This window comes from Streptomyces laurentii, from assembly GCF_040635425.1.
In the GTDB taxonomy this organism is placed as follows: Bacteria; Actinomycetota; Actinomycetes; order Streptomycetales; family Streptomycetaceae; genus Streptomyces; species Streptomyces laurentii.
The window spans coordinates 35146-61277 of sequence record NZ_JBEYHT010000036.1 but is presented as its reverse complement, the minus strand read 5'-3'; the positions used below and the strand labels follow the sequence as shown (position 1 = coordinate 61277).

Sequence of the window (26132 nt, the reverse complement as noted above, 5' to 3'; positions counted from 1 at the left end):
CCACCCCGCCTCGTCAGGAACGAACGAGGGAATTTGAGGTGATCTGGGGAGGACCCTGAGAACAGTCTCATGCAGAACCGGCGGCCTCGCAACTCGCGAGCCGCCGATCCGGTGTCTGACGGTCCCTAAGGTGCGGGCAGGGTGCGGAGCACCCGGTCCGCCTCCGTCATGACGCGGTCCACCAGCTCCTGGCAGCTCGGCAGGTCGTCGATGATCCCGGCGACCTGGCCCGAGGCCATCACGCCCAGATCGGTGCGGCCCTCGACCAGAGCCGCCTTCAGGAGCATCGGGGTGTTCGCGGCGAGCAGGACCTGGCTCCAGGACAGGTCCTTGCCGTGCCGCAGGGCCCGGCCGTCGCGGATCATCGCCGGCCAGGACAGGCCGGACAGCCTCCGGAAGCCGGCCGCCCGGCGTACCGCCTGCGCCAACGCCCGTAGTCGGCCCGCGTGTTCGAGGGCGTCGACCATCTCGGTGCGCAGCATCCGGTGCGGCAGGCCGTCGACGGCGGTGGTGACGAGCGCGTCCCGGGGTGCCGCCGCCAGATAGCGGGCCTTCACGGCGTCGGGGACCGTCGAGTCCGAGGTGAGCAGGAAACGGGTGCCCATCGCGACGCCCGCCGCCCCGTAGGAGAGGGCGGCGACCAGACCGCGGCCGTCGTGGAAGCCGCCCGCCGCGATCACCGGGATGCCGACGGCGTCCACCACCTGCGGCAGCAGCACGGTCGTCGCCACCTCCCCGGTGTGCCCGCCACCCTCGCCGCCCTGGACGACCACCGCGTCCGCGCCCCAGGCGGCGACCTTCTCCGCGTGCCGGCGCGCCCCGACCGACGGGATGACGACGACTCCGGCGTCCTTCAGTTCGGCGATCAGCTCCCGCGACGGCGCGAGGGCGAAGGACGCCACCCGGACACCCTCGTCGACGATGATCCGGACCCGTTCGCGCGCGTCGCCCGCGTCCGCCCGAAGGTTGACCCCGAAGGGCCGGTCGGTGCGGGACCTCACCTCCCGTACCGCCGACCGGAGTTGGCCGGTGGTCATGGTGGCGGAGGCGAGGATGCCGAGGGCGCCGGCGTTCGCGGTGGCGGACACCAGACGCGGGCCGGCGACCCAGCCCATGCCGGTCTGCACGATCGGGTGCCGCACGCCGGTCAGCTCGGTCAGGGCCGTCCTCACCGGGGCTTCACCTCGCGCTCGCGCAGCCCGGCGGGGTCCAGGACCTCGCGGATCAGCCGCAGTTCGGCGGCGCTCGGCGTACGGGTGACCGGCACCTCCTCGTCCGGGCCGTCGACGGCGAGCGCGAAACCGGTCGCGGCCCGCACCTCCGCCACCGTGACGCCCGGGTGCACGGAGGCGAGCCGCATCCGGTGGTCGGGCGTCGCGAAGTCGAGCACGGCGAGGTCGGTGACGACGCGGGGGAGCCGGTGGTACGGGCCGACGGCGTGGTCGTAGCCGACACCGCAGATCATGTCGACACGCTCCACGAACACCCGGGTCGAGTGCCGGGGGATCCAGTAACTCACCGGATTGTTCAGGGTGTTCACGGGAGCGCCGCGCACCCCGAGGAGCTGCCGGGCGGGCCGGTTCCAGTCGCCGATGCAGGAGATGTTCTGGTTGCCGTACCGGTCGATCTGGCTGGCGCCCATCATCACGTGCCGCCGGCCTCCGGTCACCATCGTCAGATGCCTGCGGTACGGCAGCCAGCCCTCGGGCCGCCCGTCGAGGCCGACCAGGGTCGCCTCGCCGTCGGTGAGCAGCAGCTCCGGGGCGAAGGTCCGCTTCGCGAGCCGGGCGCCGAGGGCCGGGACCAGGCCCATGGGGCTGGCCAGTACCTCGCCGTCGCCGCGCCACGCCTCGGCGCAGGCGACCACGCAGTACTCGGCCCGGGTGGCGGTCTCCGGTGGGGTGTGCGGCGTGTGCGTCGTCATGCCCGTTCCTCCGTGTCCTCGCCGGCGGTCCGCTCCTCGTGCCAGGCGCGGACGGCGGCCTGGTAGTCGTCCTCGCTCTTGCCGGACAGGAAGCGCTCGGCGAACGCGGGCCAGGGGGTGGTCGCGTACAGCTTCTGGAACGCCTCGTCGCGCGCGTGATCGGGCGCCGCGGACGTGAAGTGCGCCCCGTTCGGGGCCTCGACGACACCGGTGACGCTGTGCCGGGAGACCAGCAGGGTCTGCGGGACGGTGTCCGGGCCGAAGCCGTCGACCAGCCGCTCGCAGGAGACGTACGCGGTGTCGGCGGCCTCGCAGAACAGGTCGTCGAAGTACGGGTCGGGCCCGAGATACCTGCCGTTGCCGTACCGGTCGGCGCGGTCGAGGTGGACGAGCGCGGCGTCCAGCCGCAGCGCGGGCACGGCGACGAACTCCTCGCCGTCCTCGTACGGGGAACGCACCGTCCGCAGCCCGGGGTTGACCCGCATGACGTCGGAACCGAGGCCCGCCCGCACCGGCAGGAAGGGCAGCCGGTTGGCGGCCGCGTGCAGGCCCCACATGAACATCGCCTCGTCCAGCTCGGTCAGTTCGAGGGTGCCGCGCTCGCGGGCGGCCCGGAAGTGGGGTTCGAGGGGGATCGAGTCGAGGGTGGCGAAGGGGGCGACGAGCCGGCGGATCCGGCCGGCGGCGGCCAGCATGCCGACATCGGGACCGCCGTACGACACCACCGTGAGATCACCGATCCCGGCCCGGAGCACCGCTCTCACCAGGGCCATCGGCTTGCGCCGGGACCCCCAGCCGCCGATTCCGACCGTCATCCCGGACCGCAGTCGCCCCGCCACCTCGTCGGGCGTCAGGACCTTGCCGGTCATGCCCGCCCCGTCCGCCCCGTCCGCCCCGTCCGTCCTGTCCGTCGCCTCCGCCCCGCCGGCCCCACCCGGCACACTCGCCCCGTCCGTCGCCTCCGCCCCGCCCGTCATCCCCGTCATTCCTGTGCCTCCTTCGTCGTCGCCTTCGCCTCGGAGGTGCCGAAGCCGGCGCGGACGCGGTCGGCGACCCCGCCCAGGTTCGCCTCGAAGGTGAATCCCTGCTCGAAGCGGTAGCTGCGGCGGACGTCGACCGGGTCGATGCCGTTGAGAGCGGCCTTGGCGAGCCGCAGCAGCGTGCCGTCCTTCGCCGCGATCTCCTCCGCCAACTCCAGGGCCGAGAGGAGTAGTTCGTCGCGCGGGACCACCCGCCAGACCGAACCGTGGGCGTGCAGCTCGTGCGCGGTCGCCGTGCGCGAGGTGTAGTAGAGCGCGCGCATCAGATGCTGGGGGACCAGCCGGGCGAGATGGGTGGCGGCGCCGAGCGCGCCCCGGTCGAGTTCCGGCAGCCCGAAGACCGCGTCGTCGGCGGCCACGATCGCGTCCGCGTTGCCGACGAGCCCGACGCCCCCGCCCAGGCAGAAGCCGCCGACCGCCGCGACCACCGGCACCTCGCAGTCGTAGACGGCGGCGAACGCCGCCGCGCAGCCGTGGTTGACGCCGATGAGCGCGTCGTGACCCGGATCGCGCTGCAACTCCTTGATGTCCACCCCCGCGTTGAAACCGCGGCCCTCGGCGGCGAGCACGACGCAGCGCGTCTCCGGATCGCGCCCGGCGGCCCGGACGGCGTCGGCGAGCGCGTACCAGCCGCGCACGGGAAGGGCGTTGACGGGGGGGAAGTCGACGGTGACGACAGTGACGCCCGGACGTGGGCGGGAGGTGGAGACACTCATGAGCGGATCGGCTACCTTTCCACCAAACGTTTGTTAGGTAACGCTGAGAGGAAGGTAGCAGCCGATGGAGCTGGAGGGGAGGGTCGCCGTCGTCACCGGCGGCACCCGCGGGGTCGGCGCGGGCATCGCCCGGGCCTTCCTGCGGGCCGGGGCCGAGGTCGTCGTCTGCGCCCGCAGGCCCCCGGACGCCCCGGTCGCGGAGGCCGGCCGCGCGGCCGCGTACCACCCCGTCGACCTGCGCCGCCCGGACGAGGTGACCGGTCTCCTCGCCCGCGTCACCGAGCGGTACGGGCGGCTCGACACCCTCGTCAACAACGCCGGCGGCACCCCGTACCGCCCCCTCGGCGGCGGCGCCGACGGAACGGATGCCCAACGGCACGCCCGGATCGTCGAGTTGAACCTGCTCGCCCCGATGGCCGCGTCCCTCGCCGCGTACCCGCTGCTGCGGGCCGCCCGGGGCAGCGTCGTCATGATCGGCAGCGTCAGCGGTACGCGCCCCTCGCCCGGCACCGCCGCGTACGGCGCCGCCAAGGCCGGACTGGAGAACCTGGCCCGCTCGATGGCCGTCGAATGGGCCCCCGAAGTCCGCGTGAACACCCTCGTCCTGGGCATGGTCCGTACCGAACTGTCCCACCTGCACTACGGAGACGCCGACGGCCTGGCCGCCGTCGGCCGCACCGTCCCGCTCGGCCGGCTCGCCGAACCGTCCGACGCCGGCGAGGCCGCGGTCTTCCTCGCCTCCGACCGGGCGGCCTACATCTCCGGCGCCTCGCTGCTGCTGCACGGGGGCGGCGAACGCCCCGCGTTCCTGGCCGCGGCGACCGCCGACGCTTCCGGCACTTCCGACACCCAAGTGGACAAGGAGAACTGAGATGGGTCTGTGCGACGAACGCGTGGTGATCGTGACCGGCGGCGGACGCGGACTCGGCCGCGCCCATGCCCTGGCCTTCGCCGCCGAGGGCGCGAAGGTCGTCGTCAACGACCTGGACGTCGGCCTCGACGGCCGGGTCTCGGGCGGCGGCGCGGCGGCCGACGTGGTCGCCGAGATCCGGGCGGCGGGCGGCGAGGCCGTCGCGCACGGCGGCGACATCGCGAGCGAGCAGGGCGCGGCGACCCTCGTGCGGATCGCCCTGGAGACGTACGGGCGGCTCGACACCCTCGTCAACAACGCGGGCTTCCTGCGGGACCGGATGCTCGTCAACCTCACCGAGACCGACTTCGACGCGGTGCTGCGGGTCCACGTGAAGGGCCACTTCCTGCCGCTTCGGCACGCGGCCGCGTACTGGCGCACGGAAACGAAGGAGGGCCGCGAGGTCGTCGGACGCGTCGTCAACACCACGTCAGGAGCAGGGCTGTTGGGCAGCGTCGGGCAGGCGAACTACGCCGCGGCCAAGGCCGGGATCGTCGGCCTGACCCTCGTCGCGGCGGCCGAACTGGCCCGCTACGGCGTCCAGGTCAACGCCATCGCCCCGGCCGCCCGGACCCGGATGACCGAGCGGGCCTACGGGGACCTGGCCGCGCTGCCCGAGGACGTCTCGCCGCTGGTCGTCTGGCTCGGCTCGGCGGCCTCGGCCGGGGTCACCGGCCGGATCTTCGAGGCCGAGGGCGGGCGGCTGACCGTCATGGAGGGCTGGCAGGCCGGCCCCACCGCCGACAAGGGCACCCGCTGGACCCCCGCGGAGGCGGGCGAGACCGCCCTGAAGCTGCTCGCCTCCGCCACCCCGCCCGGTCCCGTCTACGGCGCCTGACCCGACGGCCGAGCGGTCGATCGGTCGATCGGTCGAGCGGCCGAACGACCCCAAGCGGCCGGGGAGTCGGGAGACGCGAAGGGGCCCGCGGAGAACTACCCTCTCCGCGGGCCCCGTTCGGGCGCCGCCGCGCCCGCCCGTGTGCGCGTGCGTGCGTACGCGCGGGTGTCAGAACTGCTGGACGAAGTACGGCTCGACGGTCATGTAGCCGTTGCCGCGGGCGCCGTAGAGGGTGCCCTTGCTCTGCTGGGCCAGGGTGTACCAGGACTCGACGTAGTCCGGGTCGTCGGTCCACCAGGAGTCCGGGATGGCGTCCAGGATCGCGTTCACCAGCGGGATGTACGCGCCCTGGTCGGTGATGGTCAGCAGGATGCCGGCGACGGCCTTGGCGAGGTCGCGGTAGTTGGTGCTGCCGTCCTCCTCCATCATCACGACGTCGGCGAGGTTGTACTTGTAGCTCGACCAGTTGACCAGCAGCTGGTTCGGGCGGTAGACGACGCCGTCGTCCTTGATGTACGGCATGGTGACCGGGTCGACGCGGACCTTGCCGTCCAGGCCGAAGCCGCTGACGAGGCTGTAGATCTCGGCGCCGCCCTTGATCCAGGGCTCCTCGTCGTTGTTGAGGTGGACGGCCGTGATCTTCGTGCTCCAGTAGCCCGCGGTGGCGGCCGCGGCGACGCCGGCCGGCTGCTTGGCGGCCGGGACCTGGGCCTGGCTCTGGGGCGTGGTGTTCACGGCCCCGGGGCCGGCGGAGGGGACGCCCGCCTTGTTGAACTCCTCGCGCATGACGTCGAGTCCGGCGGCGAGGGCCTTGTCGCCGTCGACATCGATGACGTACACCGGCCGCGTGGGCGCCTTGTCGGCGGACAGCTGGTGGGCGACGCCCTGGCTGTCGTACGCGGTGACGGTGGTCAGGTCGTCGTCGGAGACGGCGGCGGCGACCCACGGGGCCGTCCCGGCTTCGAGGGCGGCGCGCATGGACGCGTCGCCGAGGCGCAGCCGGAGCAGCGAACCCGTCTTCGCGTCCAGGCCCTTGGCCTTGACGATGTCCTGGTCGGCGGCGGCGAGCTGGGCCTTGAGGCTGCCGGTCGCCCGCTCGGCGACGGGCACCTCGGCCGACTTCAGGGCGGCCGCGCGCAGGCTCTTGTTCCAGGACGCGTCGCCGAGCGAACGCGCGACGGCCTTGGCCGCCCGCTCCTGGGCGGAGGTCACGGCGGCCTGGGTGGCGGTGCGGGAGTGGGCCGCGGCGGCGGCCGCCCGGTCCGGGGCCGGCGCCGCGGTGGCGGCGGAGGCGACGGACAGGGTCTGGGCCGCGCAGAGCGCGACCAGGGTGGCCGCGGTCGCGGTGAGGGTGCCGCGCCGTCGGGTGTGACGAGGTCTCACGGGCTCGATCCTCCTGGCTGGGAGCGGTCGGGGGCGTGTGTGGGGGGTGCGGGCCGCCGGATGGCGGAGGCGGAACGGGGTGACACGAAACAGACCCGGAAAGAGATGCGGAATTCCGGGTCCGGCAGGGGATCTATGCGAGTAGATTCTCGCTGCGGGCATCATCATGGCGTGCACATGTCATATGCACAAGATCTGTCGGACGCCGATGATCCGACGGATCAACTCGACGACGCGATACGACAGTTCGATGGCGGGTGCGCCCGGGGCGGGGCGGTCGGAAGCGCTCCGGGGCCCGGTTCAGCGGCCGCGCGGCAGAGTCCACTCCAGGCGGGTGCGGACCCGGGGATCCGCGAGGTGGTCGAGCGCCGCCAGTGCCGTCTCCCGCGCCGGACCCTCGGTGTCGCCGTCCGCGAGGATCGCCGCCAACGCCTCGACCGCGCGCGGATCCTGACGCAGGGCCAGACCGCGCGCCGCCTCTGCGGACGTCTCCGGATCCGGGTCGGCGAGCCGCGCCGCGAGCGCGTCCCGCACCACGGGCGTGTCGTCGGGGAGTTCGGCGAGCGCCAGCGTGGCCCAGTCGCGCACCCGCGGTACGGGGTCGCGGCTCAGCCGGACGAGGACACCGGTCGCCACCGCGTCCCCGCCGGGCACGAGCCCGGCCAGTGCCGCCCCTACCTGCTGCCGCACCTCCGGATCGGGATGTCCGGCGAGACCCAGCAGCTCCGGTACGGCGCCGGGGTCCGCGAGCCGCCCCAGCGCGACGACCGCGGACAGCGCGGGCTCCCGCGCGCCGAGAGCCCGCGCGTCCGCCGACCGGTACGCCTCCGCGCACCGCGCCGCCAGCCCGCGCAGCACCTCCACCGCATCCGCCCCGCCGCCCGGCAGCGCGCCCAGCACCCGGGCGCCGAACGCCCGGCGCAGCGGCTCCGGATCCGCGCACCAGCCGGTGGCGGCGGCCGACACCACCGACGTGCCGGAGGAACCGGCCGGGTCGGCGGCGCCGGCGCGTTCCGTGAGCGCGGCGACCGCCGTCGTCCAGTCCTCCTGCTCCGGGTCGCCGCAGCGCAGCGCCCGCCCGGCCAGCTCCTCCGGCATCACGGGCAGCCCCAGCGTGCCCTCAAGGAGGGTCGCGATCGCGGCGTGCCCGGTCTGCCGCTCGTCGCCCCGCCCCGGAGCGCCGTCCGCCCGCAGCAGCTCGACCACCACCGTGATCCCGCCGTCCTCGGGCACCCGCCGCACCACCGCCTCGTAGGTGTCCCCGGCGCCCCCGCCCCCGTCCCCGCCGTCGAGGAGCCCGCGCCGCAGCACCGCCGCCATGTCGACGCCGATCCACCGCCGGGCCTCGTCCAGCGCCCCGGCCGCCGCCCGGCGGTCGCGCCCCGCGCCGTACTCCAGCAGGGCCCGCACCAGGGAGGGCGAGCCGCGCCGGGCGGCCGCGGTCAGCGGAGCGAGCCCGTCCGGGCCGGGCCGGCCGGGATCGGCACCGGCCGCGAGCAGCTCCCGCGCCACCTCCGTATGCCCGAGCCGGACGGCCCAGGCCAGCGCGGTGTACCCGAACTCCTCCTCCTGGTCCGGCGCCGCGCCCGCCGCGAGGAGCGCCCGGACGACCTCGGCGTGCCCGCCGCACGCCGCCCCGCACAGCGGCAGGTCCACGGCGTCCGTCCCGCTCGCCCGCCCCGGATCGGCGCCGGCGGCGAGCAGGAGGCGGACGGCGGCCGGGCGGTTCTGGACGGACGCCTGGTACAGCGGGGTCTCGCCTTCGCCGGACCGTCCCTCGGGGTCGGCGCCGTCCCGCAGGGCCCGTACCACCGCGTCGTCTCCGGCCCACATCGCGTCGAACAACGTGCTCATGGGCCGATTCTCGCCCGCCGGGGCAGGGCGCCGCACCTCGCTAAAGGGCGCACTCCAGGACCGTACGGCACACTCCGCACCGGGCCTTGACGCCCCGTCCGCCGCCGAGCCCGCCGCCGAGCCCGCCGTGTCCGCCGCCGAGCCCCCTGTGCCGGCCCTCGTCCCCGCCGCCGTCCGGGATCCGCAGCCGCTGCGCGCAGACCGGGCAGGCGAGGACCCGGTCCCCGCCGGCCGCCCGGGCGCGGCGCCGGGCGGCCCAGCTCGCGCCGGCCAGCGGCGCGCGCCGCCAGTCGCGCGCGGCCTCCGCCCGGCCCCGTACCCACGCGTCGTACGCGACCGCGCTGGTGAACCACGGCGACGGGTCCTCGCCGAACACCTCGGCCCGCTTGGCGAGGACGTAGCCGAACTCCTCCGGCGTCAGATAGCCGAGCTTCTGGCTGGACATGCCGTCCTGCCGGAACGCGTCGAGCAGCAGCCAGCCCGCGCCGAGGTAGGTGGTGACGACGTCGGTGAGGATCTCGTTCCCGGCGGTCGTGGGGAACGACAGGCCGAGCCGGTGCAGCAGGACGTGGGTCATCTCGTGGGCGAGCGCGGCGCCGATGTCGCCGCGGTGGGTGCGGAAGCGTTCGTTCAGCTCGACGGCGTACGCGGGGCCCGCGGCCGGGTCGACGCTCGCCGCGTGCTCCATCGTCCGGAAGGTCACCAGGGTGGGGGCGTCCGGCAGCCGCAGATGCCGGACGAGGGCGCGTGCGGCGCGGGCGGAGCCGGTGTGCGGGTCCTCGGCGGGGCCGACGGCGACGTCCGTGACCGGGACACTGCGCTCGTAGCGGCGTACGCCGTCGGGGGAGAGGCGCCGGTAGAGGGCCGTGATCGAGGATCGGACCGTGTCGAGGTGCGGGAACCCGTGCTCGACGCGGGAGACTGCATCGCTGTGCGGCACGTTCGCCATGCCGGACCACCCCCTGCCGTCCAGGGTACGGCCGGCCGGCCGCCGCCCCGCGTCACCGCCCGCCCGATCTCCCGCCCGCGCCCCTCCGCCTCCTCGCCTTCTCGCTTCCCCACTTCCCCACTTCCTCGCCTCCCTGTCGACCGACTCCGCCGGCCGCCCCCGCTGCTCCCTCGGCCCCCGCAGCGCGAAGCCGCTCCCGTGGCTCCCGCACCCCTTGATCTCCCCGGCCGCGCAGACCATTCCGGCCTCCCCGGCCTCCCCGTTCCCCCCGGTCTCGCGGCTCTCCGGTCCCTTCCCGGCGCCGCGAATCTGGCCGAAAAGGCCACCTTGTGGCTGCTGTCGGGCGTTGTTCATAATCCGGGACACGCCTTGACGGGCACATGTCATCAAGGTCATTCCCCCCACGAAAGAAGGCAGTCGCATGCAGCAGAAGAAGAACAGACTGGTCAGCGCGCTGCAGAAGCTTGCCGCGGCCGGTGCCGTCGTCCTCGCCGCCGTCAGCCTCCAGCCCACCCAGGCGTCCGCCGCGCCGAACCCCGTCGTCGGCGGCACCCGCGCCGCCCAGGGCGAGTTCCCGTGGATGGTCCGGCTCTCCATGGGCTGCGGCGGCTCCCTGATCAGCCCCCAGGTCGTCCTCACCGCCGCGCACTGCGTCGGCGCGACCGGCAACAACACCAGCATCACCGCCACCGCCGGCGTCGTGGACCTCAACTCGGCCAGCGCCGTCAAGGTCCGCTCCACCAAGGTCTACCGCGCGCCCGGCTACAACGGCGCCGGCAAGGACTGGGCCCTCATCAAGCTCGCCTCGCCCGTCACCGGCCTGGCCAACCTGAAGATCGCCGACACCACCGCGTACAACAACGGCACCTTCACCATCGCCGGCTGGGGCGCCGCCACCGAGGGCGGCGCGCAGCAGCGCTACCTGCTCAAGGCGACCGTCCCGTTCGTCTCCGACGCCAGCTGCCAGGCCGCGTACGGCAGTGACCTCATCCCCGGTGACGAGATCTGCGCCGGCTACCCGCAGGGCGGCACCGACACCTGCCAGGGCGACTCCGGCGGCCCGATGTTCCGCAAGGACAACGCCGGCGCCTGGATCCAGGTCGGCATCGTGAGTTGGGGTCAGGGCTGCGCCCGGCCCAACTACCCCGGTGTCTACAGCGAGGTGTCCACCTTCGCCGCCGACATCAAGGCGGCCGCGGCCACGCTGTAACCACGACCGCCCGCACCCGGGCGGCACGTCTTCGAGCGGTGCCCGGGGCCACGCAGGCCCCGGGCACCGTCGTCTCCCCGTACGGGCGGTGGTACGGGGGGACGGCCAGGGCCCGGCTCGCCCTAGGCCAGCTCCACCCCGGCCCCGGCCTCCGCGGGCCCCGCCAGCTCCAGCACCCACACCTCGTTCGCGCCCGCGCGCAGCACCGGACCCGGCACGAACAGGGAGTCCTGCGGGCCCGCGTTCCAGTAGCGGCCCAGGCAGAACCCGTTCACCCAGACGAACCCGCGGGTCCACCCCGACAGCCGCAGCGCCGCGTCACCGGGGGAGGGGACGCCCACGACCGCACGGAACAAGCCGGGCTCCGACGCCGCCGGCACCGCCCCGAACGGCACCCGCGCCACCGCCGCCGGCGCGAACGCGTCGAGCCGCAGGCCCTGGGACCGTACGCCGTGCAGATACTGCCGCTCGTGCAGCACCCCGCCGGTGAGCCCCTTCGGCTCCGCCTGCCGCGGGCCGTAGTTGACCCGGCCCAGCGACTCCACCCACAGCTCCACCGCCGCGGGCCCCGCCACCGGCTCGGGCAGCACCGCGTCCGCCCCGTCCTCCATGCCGGGGGCGCCCGTCGTGCCCGTCGCGTCCAGGACGCCGGCCAGGACCCCGTCCACGTACACCGTGGCCAGATCCGAGAGCCCCGTCACGCCCAGCGGATACGGCTGCCGCGGACCCGGCACGTCCACGCGGTAGCGGACCACGCCCCGGTCCACGCCCAGTTCCTCGAAGGTCGGCGGCACCGGCGTCGACCGCTCCTCGTCACCGAGGACCTCCAGCACCTTCGCCAACGGCGCCCAGCCGTCCACCGCGCCCGCCGCCGGCGCCCCGATCCGCGCCGGCGGCTCCGGCACCTTGGGCAGCGGACCCTCCACGTACTCCGCGAGGATGTCGCGGAACAGCCAGAACTTCTCCGTCGGCAGCCCCGCCTCGTCGACCGGCGCGTCGTAGTCGTACGAGGTCACCGTCGGCCGCAGCACGCCCCGGTGCAGCTCCCCGTCCCGGTTCGCCCCGGCCCAGCCGCCGAAGTTCGTCCCGCCGTGCGCCATGTAGATGTTGACCGACGCCCCGCACTCCAGGATCTCGCGCAGCGCGTCAGCGGCGTCGTCCGCCGCCCGGCCCACGTGCTTCTGCCCCCAGTGGTCGAACCAGCCGCACCAGAACTCCATGCACATCAGCGGCCCGTCCGGCTGGTGCCGCCGCAGCGTCTCGAAGCCCTTGCGCGCGCCCGAACCGAAGTTCGCCGTCGCCAGCACGCCCGGCACCGAACCGCCCGTCAGCATGTGGTCCTCCGGGCCGTCCGACGTGAACAGCGGCACCTCCACGCCGCACGCCAGGAGCAGATCCCGCAGCCACGTCAGATACGCCGTGTCCGTGCCGAAGCTGCCGTACTCGTTCTCCACCTGGACCATGAGCACCGGGCCGCCGCGGCCGATCTGCCGCTCCACCACCTGCGGCAGCAGCCGCCGGAACCAGCGCTCCACATGCTCCAGGTACTCCGCGTCGTGCGTGCGCGCCCGCCGCCCCAGACGGCCCGTCAGCCAGTGCGGCAGCCCGCCGTTCTCCCACTCGGCACAGATGTACGGGCCCGGGCGCACGATCGCCCGCATCCCGGCCCGCCCCACCGCGTCCAGGAACCGGCCGAGCGCCTCCACGTCCCCGTACCGGCCCGGCTCCCGCTCGTACAGATTCCACGGCACGTACGTCTCGACGCAGTTCAGGCCCATCGCCCGGAGCATCCCGATCCGGTGCTCCCACTGCTCCTCGTGCACCCGGAAGTAGTGCAGCGCACCCGACAGCAGCCGCACCGGCTGTCCGTCGAGCAGGAAATCCTCGTCACCCACCACGAACTCGCTCATACTCCTCACCCTCGCGCTTGGACGGCGGGCCGGTCCATGGACAAAGATCAGGGCGGTTTGGACGTTTCGCCACGAGGCCACGACACGGCGACAGCAGCACCCACGGCACCCTCACCAGCGACAACCGGACCGCGAGCACCACCGGTACCCCCTCGTGCCCATCGCACCAGCCGCACCACCCGCACCACCCGCACCACCGCACCAACCAGGCCAGGAAGGCAGTCGCGCGATGTACCACACCTGGATGCGCTTCTTCACGCCCAGCCCCGTCCACCACCGCCTCGGCCTCGTCTGCCTCGGCGTCGGACTCCAGCACGGCCCGCTGCCCGCCGTCGGCCCGCGCACCCTCGACCACCACGTCGCCGTCGTCGTCGCCTCCGGCAGCGGCTGGTTCCTCGGCCCCGACGGCCGGCGCGCCCCCGTCACCGCCCCCGCCCTGATCTGGCTCACCCCCGGCGTCCCCCACCACTACTCCGCCGACCCCGGCACCGGCTGGGACGAGTCCTTCGTCGACTTCTCCGGACCGGCCACCGCCACGTACACCGAACTCGGCTACATCGACCCCGACCGGCCCGTCGTCCCCCTCGCCGACGCCGCCCCCGCCCGCGCCGTCATCGGCCGCATCGCCCGCGCCGCCCGCCCCGGCAACCCCCTCCTCGAGGTCGAGACCGCCGCCGCCGTCCACGAACTCCTCGTCGCCCTGCGCCAGGCACGCGCCGACACCACCGCCGACGGCGCGCCCGTCCTCGCCGCCCTCGCCCGCGACGCGTTCACCCCGCTGACCGTCGCCGAACACGCCGCCCGGCACGGCATGACCCCCGCCGAACTGCGCACCGCCGTCCGCCGCACCGCGGGCTGCAGTCCCAAGGACTACCTGCTCACCGTCCGTCTCGGCCGCGCCAAGGAACTCCTCGCCGGCACCGAACTGCCCGTCTCCGCCGTCGCCCGCCGCGTCGGCTACGACGACCCCGCCTATTTCTCCCGCCTCTTCACCCGCCGCGTCGGCACCGCGCCCGTCCATTTCCGCGCCCGGCAGCGCGTCACCCTCCCGGGCGGCTGGAGCACCACCGTCCCGGATCCCGAACACAAGCCGACCGTTTCCCCCTGCTCCGGCTAGGCTCCCCCCTCATGAGCGACACCCGCGACGACACGAACGACCACCGCGAGACCGGCGCCGGCGGCACGGCCGGCGGCACGAGCGGCGGTACGCACGGCATCGACCCGGCCGTCCAGGCCGAGCTGAACCGGCTGCGCGCCAGCATCGACAACATCGACGCGGCCGTCGTCCACATGCTCGCCGAACGCTTCAAGTGCACCCAGCAGGTCGGCGTCCTCAAGGCCGAACACAACCTGCCGCCCGCCGACCCCTCCCGCGAGTCCCGCCAGATCGCCCGGCTGCGGGAACTCGCCGTGAACGCCAGACTGGACCCGGCGTTCGCGGAGAAGCTGCTGAACTTCATCATCGCGGAGGTCATCCGCCACCACGAGACGATCGCCGACGAGACCCGCTGACACACGAGACCCGCTGACACACGGGGCCACGGGGCCACGGGCACACGGGGCCACGGGCACGCGGGACACGCACAGGCAGACGAACGGGCACGGGAACAGGAACAGGGCAGGCACATGGCCGACGACACAGCACCCCAGCAAGCCGGCACCCCCGCCGGCACTCCCCGCCGCGTCACCGTCCTCACCCTCGGCGGCACCATCTCCGCCCGCGGCGGCGGCGCCGACGCCCGCCTCACCGGCCGGGAAGTCCTCGACACCCCCGGCATCACCCCGGCCGGCGTCCAGGTCGACCTCCACGACTTCCGCCGCGTGCCCAGCTCCTCCCTCACCTTCGAGGACCTGACCGCCCTCGCCGACGAGGTCCGCCGGGCCGTCGCCGCCGGATCCGGCGTGGTCGTCGTCCAGGGCACCGACACCCTGGAGGAGACCGCCTTCCTCCTCGACCTGCTGTGCACCACCGAACGGCCCATCGCCGTCACCGGCGCCATGCGCCGCCCCGACCTGCCCGGCGCCGACGGCCCCGCCAACCTCGCCGCCGCCCTCGCCGTCGCCGCCGACCCGGGCTGCCAGGGACTCGGCGTCCTCGTCGTCCTCGCCGACGAGATCCACGCCGCCCGGCACGCCACCAAGGCGCACACCACCTCCGTCGCCACCTTCGCCTCACCCGGCGCCGGCCCCCTCGGCGGCGTCGTCGAAGGCGTCCCGCGGATCCTGCTCCGGCCCACCGTGCCCACCCGCATGTGCGGCCTGAACCTCGACCCCGCCCTCCGGATCGCCCTGCTCACCCTCTCCCTCGGCGACACCGGCGAACTCCTCGACGCCGTCGCCGAACACCCCGAGCGTTACGACGGCCTGGTCGTCGCCGCCTTCGGCGCCGGCCACGTACCCGCCCGGCTCGTCGAACCGCTCGCCGCGCTGACGGCCCGTATGCCCGTCGTCCTCGCCTCCCGTACGGGCGCCGGCACGACCCTCTCGCACACCTACCGCGGCCCCGGCTCCGAAGCCGACCTGTTGCACCGCGGCCTCATCCCGGCCGGCCCGCTCGCCCCCGCCAAGGCCCGCCTGCTGCTGCACGCCCTGCTCTCCAGCGGCGCCCGCGGCCCCGCCGGCTACGACCGCCCCCGCATCACCGCGGGCTTCGCCCACCTCGACGGCGCGGGCCTCGCCTGACCCTCCGCCAGGCACGTCCTTTCCCCGCCGGCCGCCGGGCCATTTCCGCTACGGCCGTTGCGTAACCACCCCGGGAGGGCCTACGGTTCATTTACGCAACGAGCGTAGCGAAACCTGGGGTGTGGGCATGGCGGAACGAGGAAGGCCGCGGGACACCGCGGCGGACGAGCGGATCCTGCGGGCGGCACAAGCCCAGCTCATGGAACACGGCTACGCGGGCTTCGCCGTCGACAAGGTCGCCGAACAGGCCGGAGTGGCCAAGACCACGCTCTACCGGCGCTGGCCGACCAAGGACCACCTCGCGGTCGCGGTCGTCGCCCACATGCAGGACGACGTGCCCGTCACGGACACCGGCGACGTACGCGCGGATCTCGTCGCCTACGCGGGGCGGATCGCCGACGGCCTCCACCACATGCGGCGCGCCGGAGGCCACGGCGCGGCGGACGAGCACTCGGTCTGCGTGGTCGCCGAACTGATCGCCGCGGCCGCCCGCCACCCCGACATCGGCGTACGCGTACGCGCCGTCTTCGCCCGCCGCAACACCCTCGTCCTCGACCTGATCGACCGCGCCCGCCTGCGCGGGGCCCTCCGCCCCGCCACCGACCCCGTCGTGCTCTTCGACCAGCTGGCCGGCGCGCTCTACTACCGGCTCCTCATCACCGGCCTGCCCGTCGACGGCCCCTACATCGAACGCCTCGTCGACTCCGCCCTCCACGGCGCCCTTCCCCCTCAGGAGAACCGATGACCGCCACCCCTGTCACCACCCCCGCCCGCCGGCCCCGCTTACGCCGCCGGCGGCGCCTGCCCACGGCCCTCGCGGCCCTCGTCGCCCTGCTGGCGCTCTACACGGCCTGGACCAACACCCGCCCCCTCACCCTGAGCGCCACCGTGGACATCGACGCCACCCCCGAGGAGGTCTGGCACGTCCTCACCGACTTCTCCGCCTACGACGACTGGAATCCGTTCATGGTCTCCGCCGAGGGCACCGCCGAACCCGGCGCCGTCCTGCACCTGGTGATGCGTGACAAGACCGGGGACATGGCGTTCGACCCCACCGTGCGGGCGGCCGAGCCGGGACGGGAACTGCGCTGGCTGGGACGCGTCGGCCCCGGCTGGATCTTCGACGGCGAACACCGCTTCCTGATCGAGCCGTTGGCGAACGGCCGGGTCAGACTGACCCAGAGCGAACGATTCACCGGCGTGGCGGTCCCGTTCTTCCAGAGCATGCTGCACACCGCCACCCTCCCGCAGTTCGAGGCGATGAACCGGGCACTGGCCGCCCGTACGGCCGCCCTCCGCGCCCCCTGACGCGCTCTCCGCGCGCCCCCGCGCGCCCGTCCGGCCCCCACCGCGAGCCGCCACCGCGCACACCCGCCTGAGCTGTCGGTGAACGCCCCTCCCTCCGGAGAAGGCCATCGGGCAGCATGGGCGCATGTCCGTACTGACGCGCGACGAAGCGCAGACCCGTGCCCAGCTCCTCGACGTCCGCCACTACACCGTGGACCTCGACCTCACCACCGGCGACGAGACCTTCGAGTCCACCAGTACCATCCGCTTCACCGCCCGCGCCGCCGGGGACACCTTCGTCGAGCTCAAGCCCGAGACGCTCCACAGCGCCGTCCTCGACGGCACGCCGCTCGACGTCACCACCCTCGACGGCAACCGGCTCCCCCTCACCCTCACCGAGGGCGAGCACACCCTGAGCATCGCCACCACCATGCGCTACTCGCACACCGGCGAAGGCATGCACCGCTTCACCGACCCCACCGACGGCGAGTCGTACGCGTTCACCCAGCTGTTCATGGAAGACGTCCAGCGCGTCTTCGCCGCCTTCGACCAGCCCGACCTCAAGGCCGTCTTCGAGGTCTCCGCCAACGCCCCCGCCGGCTGGACCGTCCTGTCCAACGCCCGCACCGAACAGGGGTCCGACGGCCGCTGGCAGGCCGCCCCCACCCCGCCGCTCTCCACCTACTTCGTCTGCGTCGCCGCCGGCCCCTGGCACTCCGTCCGCACCGAACACGCCGGCCTGCCCTTCGGCATCCACTGCCGCCGCTCGCTCGCGCCCTACCTCGACGCCGACGCCGACGAGATCCTCGACGTCACCCGTGCCTGCTTCGACCGCTTCCACGAGAAGTTCGACGAGCCGTACCCCTTCGACTCGTACGACACGGCCTTCGTCCCCGAGTTCAACGCCGGCGCCATGGAGAACCCCGGCCTCGTCACCTTCCGCGACGAGTACGTCTTCCGCTCCGCCGTCACCGACACCGAACGCATGACCCGCGCCGTGATCATCGCCCACGAGATGGCCCACATGTGGTTCGGCGACCTCGTCACCCTCCGCTGGTGGGACGACATCTGGCTGAACGAGTCCTTCGCCGAGTACATGGGCTACCAGACCGTCAACGAAGCCTGCTCCGACCGCTTCTCCGACACCTGGATCGACTTCGGCATCGCACGCAAGGCCTGGGGCTACGAGGCCGACCAGCGGCCCTCCACCCACCCCGTCGCCCCCGACCCGGACGCCGTCCCCGACACCGCCTCCGCCCTCCTCAACTTCGACGGCATCTCCTACGCCAAGGGCGCCTCCGCGCTGCGTCAACTCGTCGCCTGGATGGGGGAGAAGGACTTCCTCGCCGGCATCAACATCCACTTCAAGCGCCACAAGTTCGGCAACGCCACCCTCGCCGACTTCATCGACAACCTCGCCGCCGCCACCGAACGCGACGTCCACGCCTGGGCCGAGCAGTGGCTGCGCACCACCGGCGTCGACACCCTCACCCCCCGCCTCGACGGCGAAGGCCGCACCTGGCGGCTCACCATCGACCGCGACGGCAGCCGCCCGCACCGCCTCGCCGTCGGCATCTACGACCGCGACGCCGCCGGCGGCCTCGTCCTGCGCGACCGCCCCCAGGTGGACGTCCCGCAGAGCGCCCCCCTCGAACTCACCGGCCCGCGCCCGGCCCTCGTCGTCCTCAACGACGGCGACCTCACCTACGCCAAGATGCGCTTCGACGACGCCTCCCTGGAGACCGCGCTCCGCTCCCTCTCCAAGATCCCCGACGCGCTCACCCGCGCCCTCGTCTGGAACGCGCTGCGCGACATGGTCCGCGACGGCGAGCTCGCCCCGGCCGAATACCTGGCCGTCGCCGCCGCCCACCTCGCCGACGAGACCGAACTTGCCGTCGTCCAGGGCGTCCTGGCCTTCGCCCGCACCCAGATCGCCGACCGGTACGTCTCCGAGGCCGACCGCCCCGCCGCCCTCGCCACCCTCACCGCGATCACCCGCGACCTGCTGCGCCGCACCGAGGACGGCGACGCGCCCGGCCTGCGCCTGGCCGCCGTCCGCACCCTCGTCGACAGCGCCACCACCCCCGACAAGATCGCCTCCTGGCTCGACGAGGGCACCGTCCACGGCGGCCCCGAACTCGACCCCGAACTGCGCTGGCGCATCCTCGCCCGCCTCGCCGTCCTCGGCGCCACCGACGAGACGGCCATCGCCGCCGAACTGGAACGCGACCCGAGCGCCACCGGCCAGGAAGGCGCCGCCCGCTGCCGCGCCGCCCTCCCGACCGCCGAGGCCAAGGCGGCGGCCTGGACCGCCATGTTCAAGACGGACGACCTGTCCAACTACCTGTTCACCGCCACCGCCCTCGGCTTCTGGCAGCCCGAACAGGCCGATCTCGTACGGGAGTACACGACCCGCTTCTACCCCGCGGCCCTCGCCCTCGCCGACCGCCGCGGCCCCGCCATGGCCGAAGCCGCCGGCCGCCACGCCTTCCCGGCCTACGCGATCGACGCGGAGTCCCTCGCCCTCGGCGAACGCCACCTCGCCGAAGACACCATGACCCCGGCCCTCCGCCGCAAGCTCGTCGACCAACTCGACGACCTCCACCGCGCCCTCAAGGCCCGCGCCTGAGAGGGGGGAGGGGGCGGATCCCCGCCCCCTCCCGTCCACCCGTCTCCTCTTTCCCCACCGGCGGAGAGCGGCCCACGACAGCGACCCCCTCCCCGGCCCCCGCGCAACCCACCACCCACCTCAGCCGGCCCGCACCCGAGCACCCCGCACCCCTCGCGCCCCACCAGGTACCTCGTTCGGGTCACGCTCCCCCCAAACCCCCGCACACCTCTCGAAAACCCCGGCACCCTGTCGTCCATGTGTGCCGAACCCCTCGCCGGAGGCGCCTCCGGCGCAGACGCCCTCCGCGCGCTCCTCCCTCACCTCCTCGCCGCCCTCCGCACCGGCGCCACCGCCCGCTCCGGCCCCCTCCCCGCCGGCGGCCCCGCCGCCGTCACCCGCCATGTCACCGAGACCCTCGGACCCGTCCTCCCCGACCACGGCACGGGCGCCGAGGAAGCCCTCCGTACCCTCGTCCACACCCTCGCGGCCGGCGCCGCCGACCCCGCCCACCCCTTGTGCGCCGCCCACTTGCACACCCCGCCGCTCGCCCTCGCCGCGGCGGCGGATCTCGCCGCGTCGGCGCTCAACCCGTCCCTGGACTCCTGGGACCAGGCCCCGGCGGCCTCCACCCTCGAAGCGCTCGTCACCCGCGCGCTGGCCGCGGAGGTCCACCCGGACGCGCCCGACCCGGACGCGCTGGTCACCACGGGCGGTACGGAGTCGAACCAGCTCGCGCTGCTCCTCGCCCGTGAACGCGCCGCAGCCGCGGCCCGCCCCGGCCACCCGAGCCATCCCCACTCCCACCCCACCCCCCTCCGCACCCTCGTCGGCGCCAACGCCCACCACTCCTTCCAGCGCGCCACCTGGCTCCTCGGCCTCCCCGCCCCCGTGGTCCTCCCCACCCCCCGCGGCACCCTCGACCCGACGGCCGTCCACCACGCCCTCACGGACCTCGCCGGGCAACCCGTCCTCGTCGCCGCCACCGCCGGCACCACGGACGCCGGCCTCGTCGACCCGCTCCCCGGGATCGCCGACCGCTGCGCCGCCCACACCACCCCCACCGGCCCCGTCGACTTCCACGTCGACGCCGCGTACGCCGGCCCGCTCCTGTTCAGCGCCACCCACCGCGGCCTTCTCGCGGGCCTGGACCGCGCCCGTACGGTCACCCTCGACCTGCACAAACTCGGCTGGCAGCCGGCAGCCGCCGGACTCCTCGCGGTCCGCGACCTCGCCGACCTCGCCGTCCTCGGCCACACCGCCGACTACCTGAACGCGGACGACGACACCGACGCCGGCCTCCCCGACCTCCTCGGCCGCTCCCTGCGCACCACCCGGCGGCCCGACGTCCTCAAGACCGCCGTCACCCTGCGCGCCCTCGGCCGCACCGGCCTCGGCGCGCTCGTCGACACCTGCATGACCCTCGCCCAGGACCTCGCCGACCTGGTCGAGAAATCCCCCCACCTGGAGCTCCACGCCCGCCCCACCCTCACCACGGTGCTGTTCCGGCCCTACGACGCCGACGCCCCCACCGTCGCCGCGATCCGCCGCACCCTCCTCACCGAAGGGCGTGCCGTCCTCGGCCGGGCCACCGCCGACGGCCGGCTCTGGCTCAAGGCGACGCTCCTCAACCCCCACACCACCCTCGACGACCTCATCCAGCTCATCACCCTCGTGGAAGGCAGCACCCCCCGATGACCGGCACCACCGGCAGCACGACCCGCACCACCAGCTCCACCAGCAACGCAGGCACGACCCGCACCACCGGCTCCACCAGCAACGCAAGCAACACCCGCACCACCACCCCCACCTCCCCGGCCGTCCCCGCCACCGCCCCCGACCGCCCCCACGACCTCGTCGGCATCGGCATCGGCCCGTTCAACCTCTCCCTCGCCGCCCTCGCCCACGGCACCCCCGGCCCCCTCGCCACCGCCTTCTACGACCAGCGCCCCGCCTTCCACTGGCACCCCGGCCAGCTCATCGACGGCGCCACCCTCCAAGTCCCCTTCCTCGCCGACCTCGTCACCCTCGCCGACCCCGCCAGCCCCTGGACCTTCCTCAACTACCTCCGCGCCAAGGACCGCCTCTTCCCCTTCTACTTCGCCGAGAAGTTCCACATCCACCGCGCCGAATACGACGCCTACTGCCGCTGGGTCAGCGAACACCTCCCCGGACTCCACTTCGGCCACCACGTCGACGCCATCCGCTGGAACCCCCAGCGCCGCCTCTTCGACGTCGACTTCACCCAGCTCGACACCGACGGCGAAGCCGCCGCCCTCGGCCGCGCCCACACCCGCAACGTCGTCCTCGGCGTCGGCACCGCCCCCCACGTCCCCGAACCGCTGCGCCCCCTCGCCGACGCCCCCGACGTCCCCGTCCTCCACTCCGCCGACTACCTCGCCCACCGCGACACCCTGCTCGCCGCCGGCCACGTCACCGTCATCGGCTCGGGCCAGTCCGGCGCCGAGATCTTCCTCGACCTGCTCCGCGCCCGCCCCGCCGGCGCCGAACGCCTCCACTGGCTCGCCCGCACCGAGGCCTTCGCCCCCATGGAGTACTCCAAGCTCGGCCTCGAACACTTCACCCCCGACTACACCCAGTACTTCCACGCCCTGCCCGAACCCGCCCGCGACACCCTCCTGCCCCACCAATGGCAGCTCCACAAGGGCATCGACACCGACACCCTCGCCGCCATCCACGACGAGCTCTACCGCCGCACCCTGCACGGCGGCTGGCCCGACGCCGTCCTCACCCCCGGCGTCCAGGTCCGCACCGCCGGCCGCGTCGCCGGCACCCACCTCGAACTCCACCTGGAACACCTCCGCCAGGGCACCCGCTCCCGCCTCGCCACCGACGCCGTCGTCCTCGCCACCGGCTACCGCGAACGCCCCCTCGACGGCCTCCTCGCCGGCCTCGACCCCCACCTGCGCCGCGACACCGCCGGCCGCCCCCGCGTCGGCGCCGACTACCGCCTCGTCCTCGACGACACCGTCACCGGCTCCGTCTACGTCCAGAACGCCGAACGCCACACCCACGGCGTCGGCACCCCCGACCTCGGCCTCGCCGCCTGGCGCAGCGCCGTCATCCTCAACACCGTCACCGGCAAGGAGCCCTACCCGCTGCCCCGCCGCACCGCCTTCACCACCTTCGGCCTGGACGCGCGAGAGGCGCCGAGCCTGCCGGCCCAGAGCCGGAAGCTGACGCCTCTCACGGAAACCGTGTGACCGACCGTACGGACGTACGCGTCACACCGCGGATCAGAACACCGGCACGCCGTCCCGGGTCAGCTTCCAGTCCACCGAAGCGAACGCCGCCGGGTCGATCGACCCCTTGGCCCGCACCCACTGGATGATCGTGTTACGGATCTCCTCCGAGTTCGCCCACAGCTGCTGGGCGCCGGCCACGTGCGGGAACGCGCCGCCGCCGCTCGCCCGGTAGTTGTTGACCGCGAACACGAACCGCGCCGCCGGGTCCAGCGGCTTGCCCTCGAACGACAGGTTCACGATCCGCTGCCCGACCGGCTTCGCGATGTCGATGTCGTACGTCAGACCCGACACGGCGTCGTAGTTGTAGTCCGGGGTGTCGCCCGCGTTCGTCAGCTTCGACGTGTCGACGGGCGCGCCCGCCGCCGTCTGGACGTAGTACTTCGCCGAGTACTCCAGGTAGTCCTTCAGCTGGGCACCCGTCAGCAGACGAGCCTCCAGGGTGTTCTCGAACGGGTACAGACCCGCCGCGTCCTTGATGGTGATCTCGCCCGCCGGGATCCGCGCGGTCCGCGAGAAGCACGACGCCTGCGAAAGCACCGGCAGATCCGCGTACGCGCCGCCGGCCAGCGCCTCGCGCACCGTCTCCGCCTGCACGACGTTGATCAGATCGATGATCGGCTCGTCCTTCCACGGCGCTTCCGCCGTGGTCATGGCCGCGGCCGAACGGCCGATCACCTGGTTGACGTACGCGACGACCTTCTTGTGCTCGTCCACCAGCAGACCGGTGACCGCCGGGTCCTCCGGCACCGTGTTGGAGTTCAGCACCCGGGCGCCGACCTTCTCGACGACCCAGCGGCCCTTCTCCCACACCACCTCGAAGTCGAACACCGTCAGCCGCTGACCCCACTTCAGCGGCTCGGACAGCACCACTTCCCTGCCCGTCTGCTTGTTGACGACCCGGTACTCCGGGATCTCCAGGTGCGCGTGACCGACCAGGATCGCGTCGATACCCGGCACCTGCTCCGCCACCAGCGCGGCCGCGTTCTCCACGTACGGCAGCTGGTCACCCCACGACGACGTGCCGTTCGTGCCCGAGTGCGCCGACACGATCACCACGTCCGCGCCCATGGACCGCAGCTTCGGCACCCACACCGCCGCCTGCTCCTCCAGGCCCGGGAAGACCATCTTGCCGGAGACGTTGGCCTTGTCCCAGATCGCGATGCCGGGGTTGGTCAGACCGAGCACCGCGACCTTCACGTCGCGGCCCTGCGGGGTCCGCAGCTTGTGCATGCTGTACGGGGCGAAGGCCGGGCGCAGCGTCTTCGCGTCCAGCGCGTTGGCGCCGAGCAGCGGGAAGTCGCACTGCTCCTGGAACGCCCGCAGCACCGGGATGCCGTAGTTGAACTCGTGGTTGCCGAGCGCGACGGCGTCGTAGCCGATCTTGTTCATCGCCACGGCCATCGGGTGGACCGGGCCGCCCGCCCGGGTGATCGGGTCGACCTTCGCGTAGTAGTACGACAGCTGGGTGCCCTGGATGGTGTCACCCGCGTCGATGAGCAGGGTGTTCTCCTTGCCCTTCGCCGCGCGGACCTGGTTCACCAGCGTCGAGATCTTGGCCAGGCCGACGTCGTTGCGGGCCTTGTCATCGAACTCCCGGTCCGTGAAGTAGTCCCAGTTGAAGACGTTCCCGTGCAGGTCGGTGCTGCCCATCACCGTGAACGCGTACCGCTTCTGCGGGTGCGGACGACCGCCGGCGGCGGCCGCGGCGGTGGACTCGGCGGCCTCGGCCGGGGCGACGGCCGCGCCCGTGAGGGCCACACCGGCTCCGGCGGCGGCCGAGCGCTCCAGGAACGTCCTGCGGTTCAGCGGCATGTGTTCTTCTCCTTGGTGGTTCAACGGCGTCATAGCGCATACGACGCGCGTAGATTCTGGCTCACGGGGCACTTGCGCAACAGGCCTATCGGGTTACGGAGTGGGAAAGTGTCCGTCACCACACGGCACCGACACGCCCGTCCACCCGCTGAGACAAACCCCGCAAGGCCCCCGAAACCGCTCATCGGAGCGACCGTGCGCACACATTCAAGACTTGTCAACAACCTTTCACGCAAAGGTTGTTGAGTCGTCATGGCGGACTCCTTCGCTACCCGTAAGTAAGCCCTAGGGTCGTGCCCATGCGCCGAGCGAAAATCGTCTGCACCCTTGGGCCCGCCACCGCGGCATACGACCAGATCAAGGCACTGCTCGAAGCCGGAATGGACGTGGCCCGCCTCAACCTCAGCCACGGCAGCTACGCCGAACACGAGGAGCGCTACCACAGCGTCCGCAAAGCCGCCGAGGAAACCGGCCGCGGCGTCGCCGTCCTCGCCGACCTTCAAGGCCCGAAGATCCGCCTCGGACGCTTCCGCGAAGGCCCCGTACTCCTTGAACGCGGCGACCACTTCACCATCACCGTCGAACCCATGGACGGCGACCGCCACTGCTGCGGCACCACCCACACCGGCCTCGCCACCGACGTCACCACCGGCGAACGCATCCTCGTCGACGACGGCCGCGTCACCCTCGAAGTCACCGCCGTCGACGGACCCCGCGTCCACACCCGCGTCGTCGAAGGCGGAATGATCTCCGACAACAAGGGCCTCAACATCCCCGGCATCGCCGTCTCCGTCCCCGCCCTCTCCGACAAGGACATCGACGACCTCCGCTGGGCCCTGCGCATCGGCGCCGACGTCATCGCCCTCTCCTTCGTCCGCAACGCCCGCGACATCGAGGACGTCCACCGCGTCATGGACGAGGAAGGCCGCCGCGTCCCCGTCATCGCCAAGATCGAGAAGCCGCAGGCCGTCGACCACCTCGAGGACATCGTCGCCGCCTTCGACGGCATCATGGTCGCCCGCGGCGACCTCGGCGTCGAAATGCCCCTCGAACAAGTCCCCATCGTCCAGAAGCGCGCCGTCACCCTCGCCAAGCGCAACGCCAAACCCGTCATCGTCGCCACCCAGATGCTCGACTCGATGATCGAGAACTCCCGCCCCACCCGCGCCGAGGCCAGCGACGTCGCCAACGCCGTCATCGACGGCACCGACGCCGTCATGCTCTCCGGCGAGACCAGCGTCGGCAAATACCCCGTCGAGACCGTCCGCACCATGAGCCGCATCGTCGAAGCCGCCGAGGAAGACCTCCTCGCCGCCGGCCTCCCGCCGCTCACCGAGAACACCAAACCCCGCACCCAGGGCGGCGCCGTCGCCCGCGCCGCCGCCGAGATCGGCGACTTCCTCGGCGCCCGCTACCTCGTCGCCTGCACCCAGTCCGGCGACACCGTCAAACGCCTCTCCCGCTCCCGCTCGCCCATCCCCCTCCTCGCCTTCACCCCCGACCCCGACACCCACTCCCAGCTCAACCTCACCTGGGGCGTCGAGACCTTCCTCGGCCCGCACGCCGACTCCACCGACGCGATGGTCGCCCAGGTCGACGCGGAACTGCGGCGCCGCGGCCGCTGCCGCGAGGGAGACATCGTCGTCATCACCGCCGGCTCCCCGCCCGGCGTCTCCGGCTCCACGAACATGGTCCGCGTCCACCACATCGGCGACCCGGTGACGAACTGACGGGGACTCGGCA

21 protein-coding genes are annotated in these 26132 nt (G+C 73.4%); 12 read left to right on the top strand and 9 right to left on the bottom strand.

All coding sequences use genetic code 11. The features are described 5' to 3' along the window. Window positions 1–125: 125 nt before the first annotated feature. The 4 genes from ABZ693_RS22080 to ABZ693_RS22065 form a co-directional block, all read right to left on the bottom strand. Window positions 126–1172, bottom strand: a complete 1047-nt coding sequence (locus tag ABZ693_RS22080; protein WP_359879830.1) for an NAD(P)H-dependent flavin oxidoreductase — start codon at window positions 1170–1172, stop codon at window positions 126–128. Next, on the bottom strand, window positions 1169–1924 hold the full coding sequence (locus ABZ693_RS22075) for a CoA-transferase subunit beta (RefSeq protein WP_359879828.1): 756 nt from the start codon (window positions 1922–1924) through the stop codon (window positions 1169–1171). Before ABZ693_RS22075 ends, ABZ693_RS22080 begins: the two co-directional genes overlap by 4 nt. Next, complete coding sequence (locus tag ABZ693_RS22070) at window positions 1921–2793, bottom strand: CoA transferase subunit A (RefSeq protein WP_359879880.1); 873 nt, start codon at window positions 2791–2793, stop codon at window positions 1921–1923. The genes ABZ693_RS22075 and ABZ693_RS22070 overlap by 4 nt, the downstream gene beginning before the upstream one ends. A gap of 113 nt (window positions 2794–2906) precedes the next feature. Next, window positions 2907–3680 (bottom strand): enoyl-CoA hydratase family protein, encoded by a 774-nt coding sequence (locus ABZ693_RS22065; RefSeq protein WP_359879825.1) that lies wholly within the window; start codon window positions 3678–3680, stop codon window positions 2907–2909. 64 nt (window positions 3681–3744) lie between these two features. Here ABZ693_RS22065 and ABZ693_RS22060 point away from each other — a divergent pair, with 64 nt between their 5' ends. After that, window positions 3745–4551, top strand: coding sequence for an SDR family oxidoreductase (locus ABZ693_RS22060; protein ID WP_359879822.1), 807 nt, complete (start codon window positions 3745–3747; stop codon window positions 4549–4551). Window position 4552: 1 nt separating this feature from the next. Then, window positions 4553–5428 (top strand): SDR family oxidoreductase, encoded by an 876-nt coding sequence (locus tag ABZ693_RS22055; protein ID WP_359879820.1) that lies wholly within the window; start codon window positions 4553–4555, stop codon window positions 5426–5428. A 168-nt stretch (window positions 5429–5596) separates the two neighbouring features. On the opposite strand, the gene ABZ693_RS22050 is transcribed toward ABZ693_RS22055, so the two are convergent. From ABZ693_RS22050 to ABZ693_RS22040, 3 genes are all read right to left on the bottom strand, one after another. Continuing rightward, entirely contained in the window at window positions 5597–6811 is a 1215-nt protein-coding gene (locus ABZ693_RS22050; protein WP_359879817.1) for a DUF3103 family protein, read from the bottom strand. A 300-nt stretch (window positions 6812–7111) separates the two neighbouring features. Continuing rightward, on the bottom strand, window positions 7112–8665 hold the full coding sequence (locus tag ABZ693_RS22045; RefSeq protein WP_359879815.1) for an ankyrin repeat domain-containing protein: 1554 nt from the start codon (window positions 8663–8665) through the stop codon (window positions 7112–7114). Between the two features lie 40 nt (window positions 8666–8705). After that, window positions 8706–9614: a hypothetical protein gene (locus tag ABZ693_RS22040; protein ID WP_359879813.1), complete on the bottom strand. Its 909-nt coding sequence runs from the start codon at window positions 9612–9614 to the stop codon at window positions 8706–8708. A gap of 421 nt (window positions 9615–10035) precedes the next feature. Here ABZ693_RS22040 and ABZ693_RS22035 point away from each other — a divergent pair, with 421 nt between their 5' ends. Then, window positions 10036–10824 carry a S1 family peptidase gene (locus tag ABZ693_RS22035; protein ID WP_359879811.1) on the top strand — a complete coding sequence of 263 codons (789 nt, stop codon included), beginning with the start codon at window positions 10036–10038 and terminating at the stop codon, window positions 10822–10824. Between the two features lie 122 nt (window positions 10825–10946). On the opposite strand, the gene ABZ693_RS22030 is transcribed toward ABZ693_RS22035, so the two are convergent. Continuing rightward, window positions 10947–12734 carry a glycoside hydrolase family 35 protein gene (locus ABZ693_RS22030; protein ID WP_359879810.1) on the bottom strand — a complete coding sequence of 596 codons (1788 nt, stop codon included), beginning with the start codon at window positions 12732–12734 and terminating at the stop codon, window positions 10947–10949. Window positions 12735–12963: 229 nt separating this feature from the next. Here ABZ693_RS22030 and ABZ693_RS22025 point away from each other — a divergent pair, with 229 nt between their 5' ends. The 8 genes from ABZ693_RS22025 (at window position 12964) to ABZ693_RS21990 (ending at window position 22535) form a co-directional block, all read left to right on the top strand. Continuing rightward, window positions 12964–13851: a helix-turn-helix domain-containing protein gene (locus tag ABZ693_RS22025; RefSeq protein WP_359879808.1), complete on the top strand. Its 888-nt coding sequence runs from the start codon at window positions 12964–12966 to the stop codon at window positions 13849–13851. 11 nt (window positions 13852–13862) lie between these two features. Continuing rightward, entirely contained in the window at window positions 13863–14246 is a 384-nt protein-coding gene (locus tag ABZ693_RS22020; protein ID WP_359879806.1) for a chorismate mutase, read from the top strand. Window positions 14247–14360: 114 nt separating this feature from the next. Then, complete coding sequence (locus ABZ693_RS22015) at window positions 14361–15416, top strand: asparaginase (protein ID WP_359879804.1); 1056 nt, start codon at window positions 14361–14363, stop codon at window positions 15414–15416. Window positions 15417–15543: 127 nt separating this feature from the next. Beyond that, window positions 15544–16161 (top strand): TetR/AcrR family transcriptional regulator, encoded by a 618-nt coding sequence (locus ABZ693_RS22010; RefSeq protein ID WP_359879802.1) that lies wholly within the window; start codon window positions 15544–15546, stop codon window positions 16159–16161. After that, a complete protein-coding gene (locus ABZ693_RS22005) occupies window positions 16158–16724 on the top strand; it encodes an SRPBCC domain-containing protein (protein ID WP_359879800.1) in 567 nt (188 codons plus the stop codon). The genes ABZ693_RS22010 and ABZ693_RS22005 overlap by 4 nt, the downstream gene beginning before the upstream one ends. 124 nt (window positions 16725–16848) lie before the next feature. Continuing rightward, window positions 16849–19332 carry an aminopeptidase N gene (gene pepN / locus ABZ693_RS22000; RefSeq protein WP_359879798.1) on the top strand — a complete coding sequence of 828 codons (2484 nt, stop codon included), beginning with the start codon at window positions 16849–16851 and terminating at the stop codon, window positions 19330–19332. A 237-nt stretch (window positions 19333–19569) separates the two neighbouring features. After that, window positions 19570–21009 carry a pyridoxal phosphate-dependent decarboxylase family protein gene (locus ABZ693_RS21995; protein ID WP_359879795.1) on the top strand — a complete coding sequence of 480 codons (1440 nt, stop codon included), beginning with the start codon at window positions 19570–19572 and terminating at the stop codon, window positions 21007–21009. Continuing rightward, window positions 21006–22535: a lysine N(6)-hydroxylase/L-ornithine N(5)-oxygenase family protein gene (locus tag ABZ693_RS21990; RefSeq protein WP_435842498.1), complete on the top strand. Its 1530-nt coding sequence runs from the start codon at window positions 21006–21008 to the stop codon at window positions 22533–22535. The genes ABZ693_RS21995 and ABZ693_RS21990 overlap by 4 nt, the downstream gene beginning before the upstream one ends. Before the next feature lie 33 nt (window positions 22536–22568). Here the strand turns inward: ABZ693_RS21990 and ABZ693_RS21985 are convergent, their stop codons facing one another. Further along, on the bottom strand, window positions 22569–24389 hold the full coding sequence (locus ABZ693_RS21985; RefSeq protein WP_359879793.1) for a bifunctional metallophosphatase/5'-nucleotidase: 1821 nt from the start codon (window positions 24387–24389) through the stop codon (window positions 22569–22571). Between the two features lie 299 nt (window positions 24390–24688). Here ABZ693_RS21985 and pyk point away from each other — a divergent pair, with 299 nt between their 5' ends. After that, entirely contained in the window at window positions 24689–26119 is a 1431-nt protein-coding gene (gene pyk, locus ABZ693_RS21980) for a pyruvate kinase (protein ID WP_359879790.1), read from the top strand. Window positions 26120–26132: the final 13 nt, after the last annotated feature.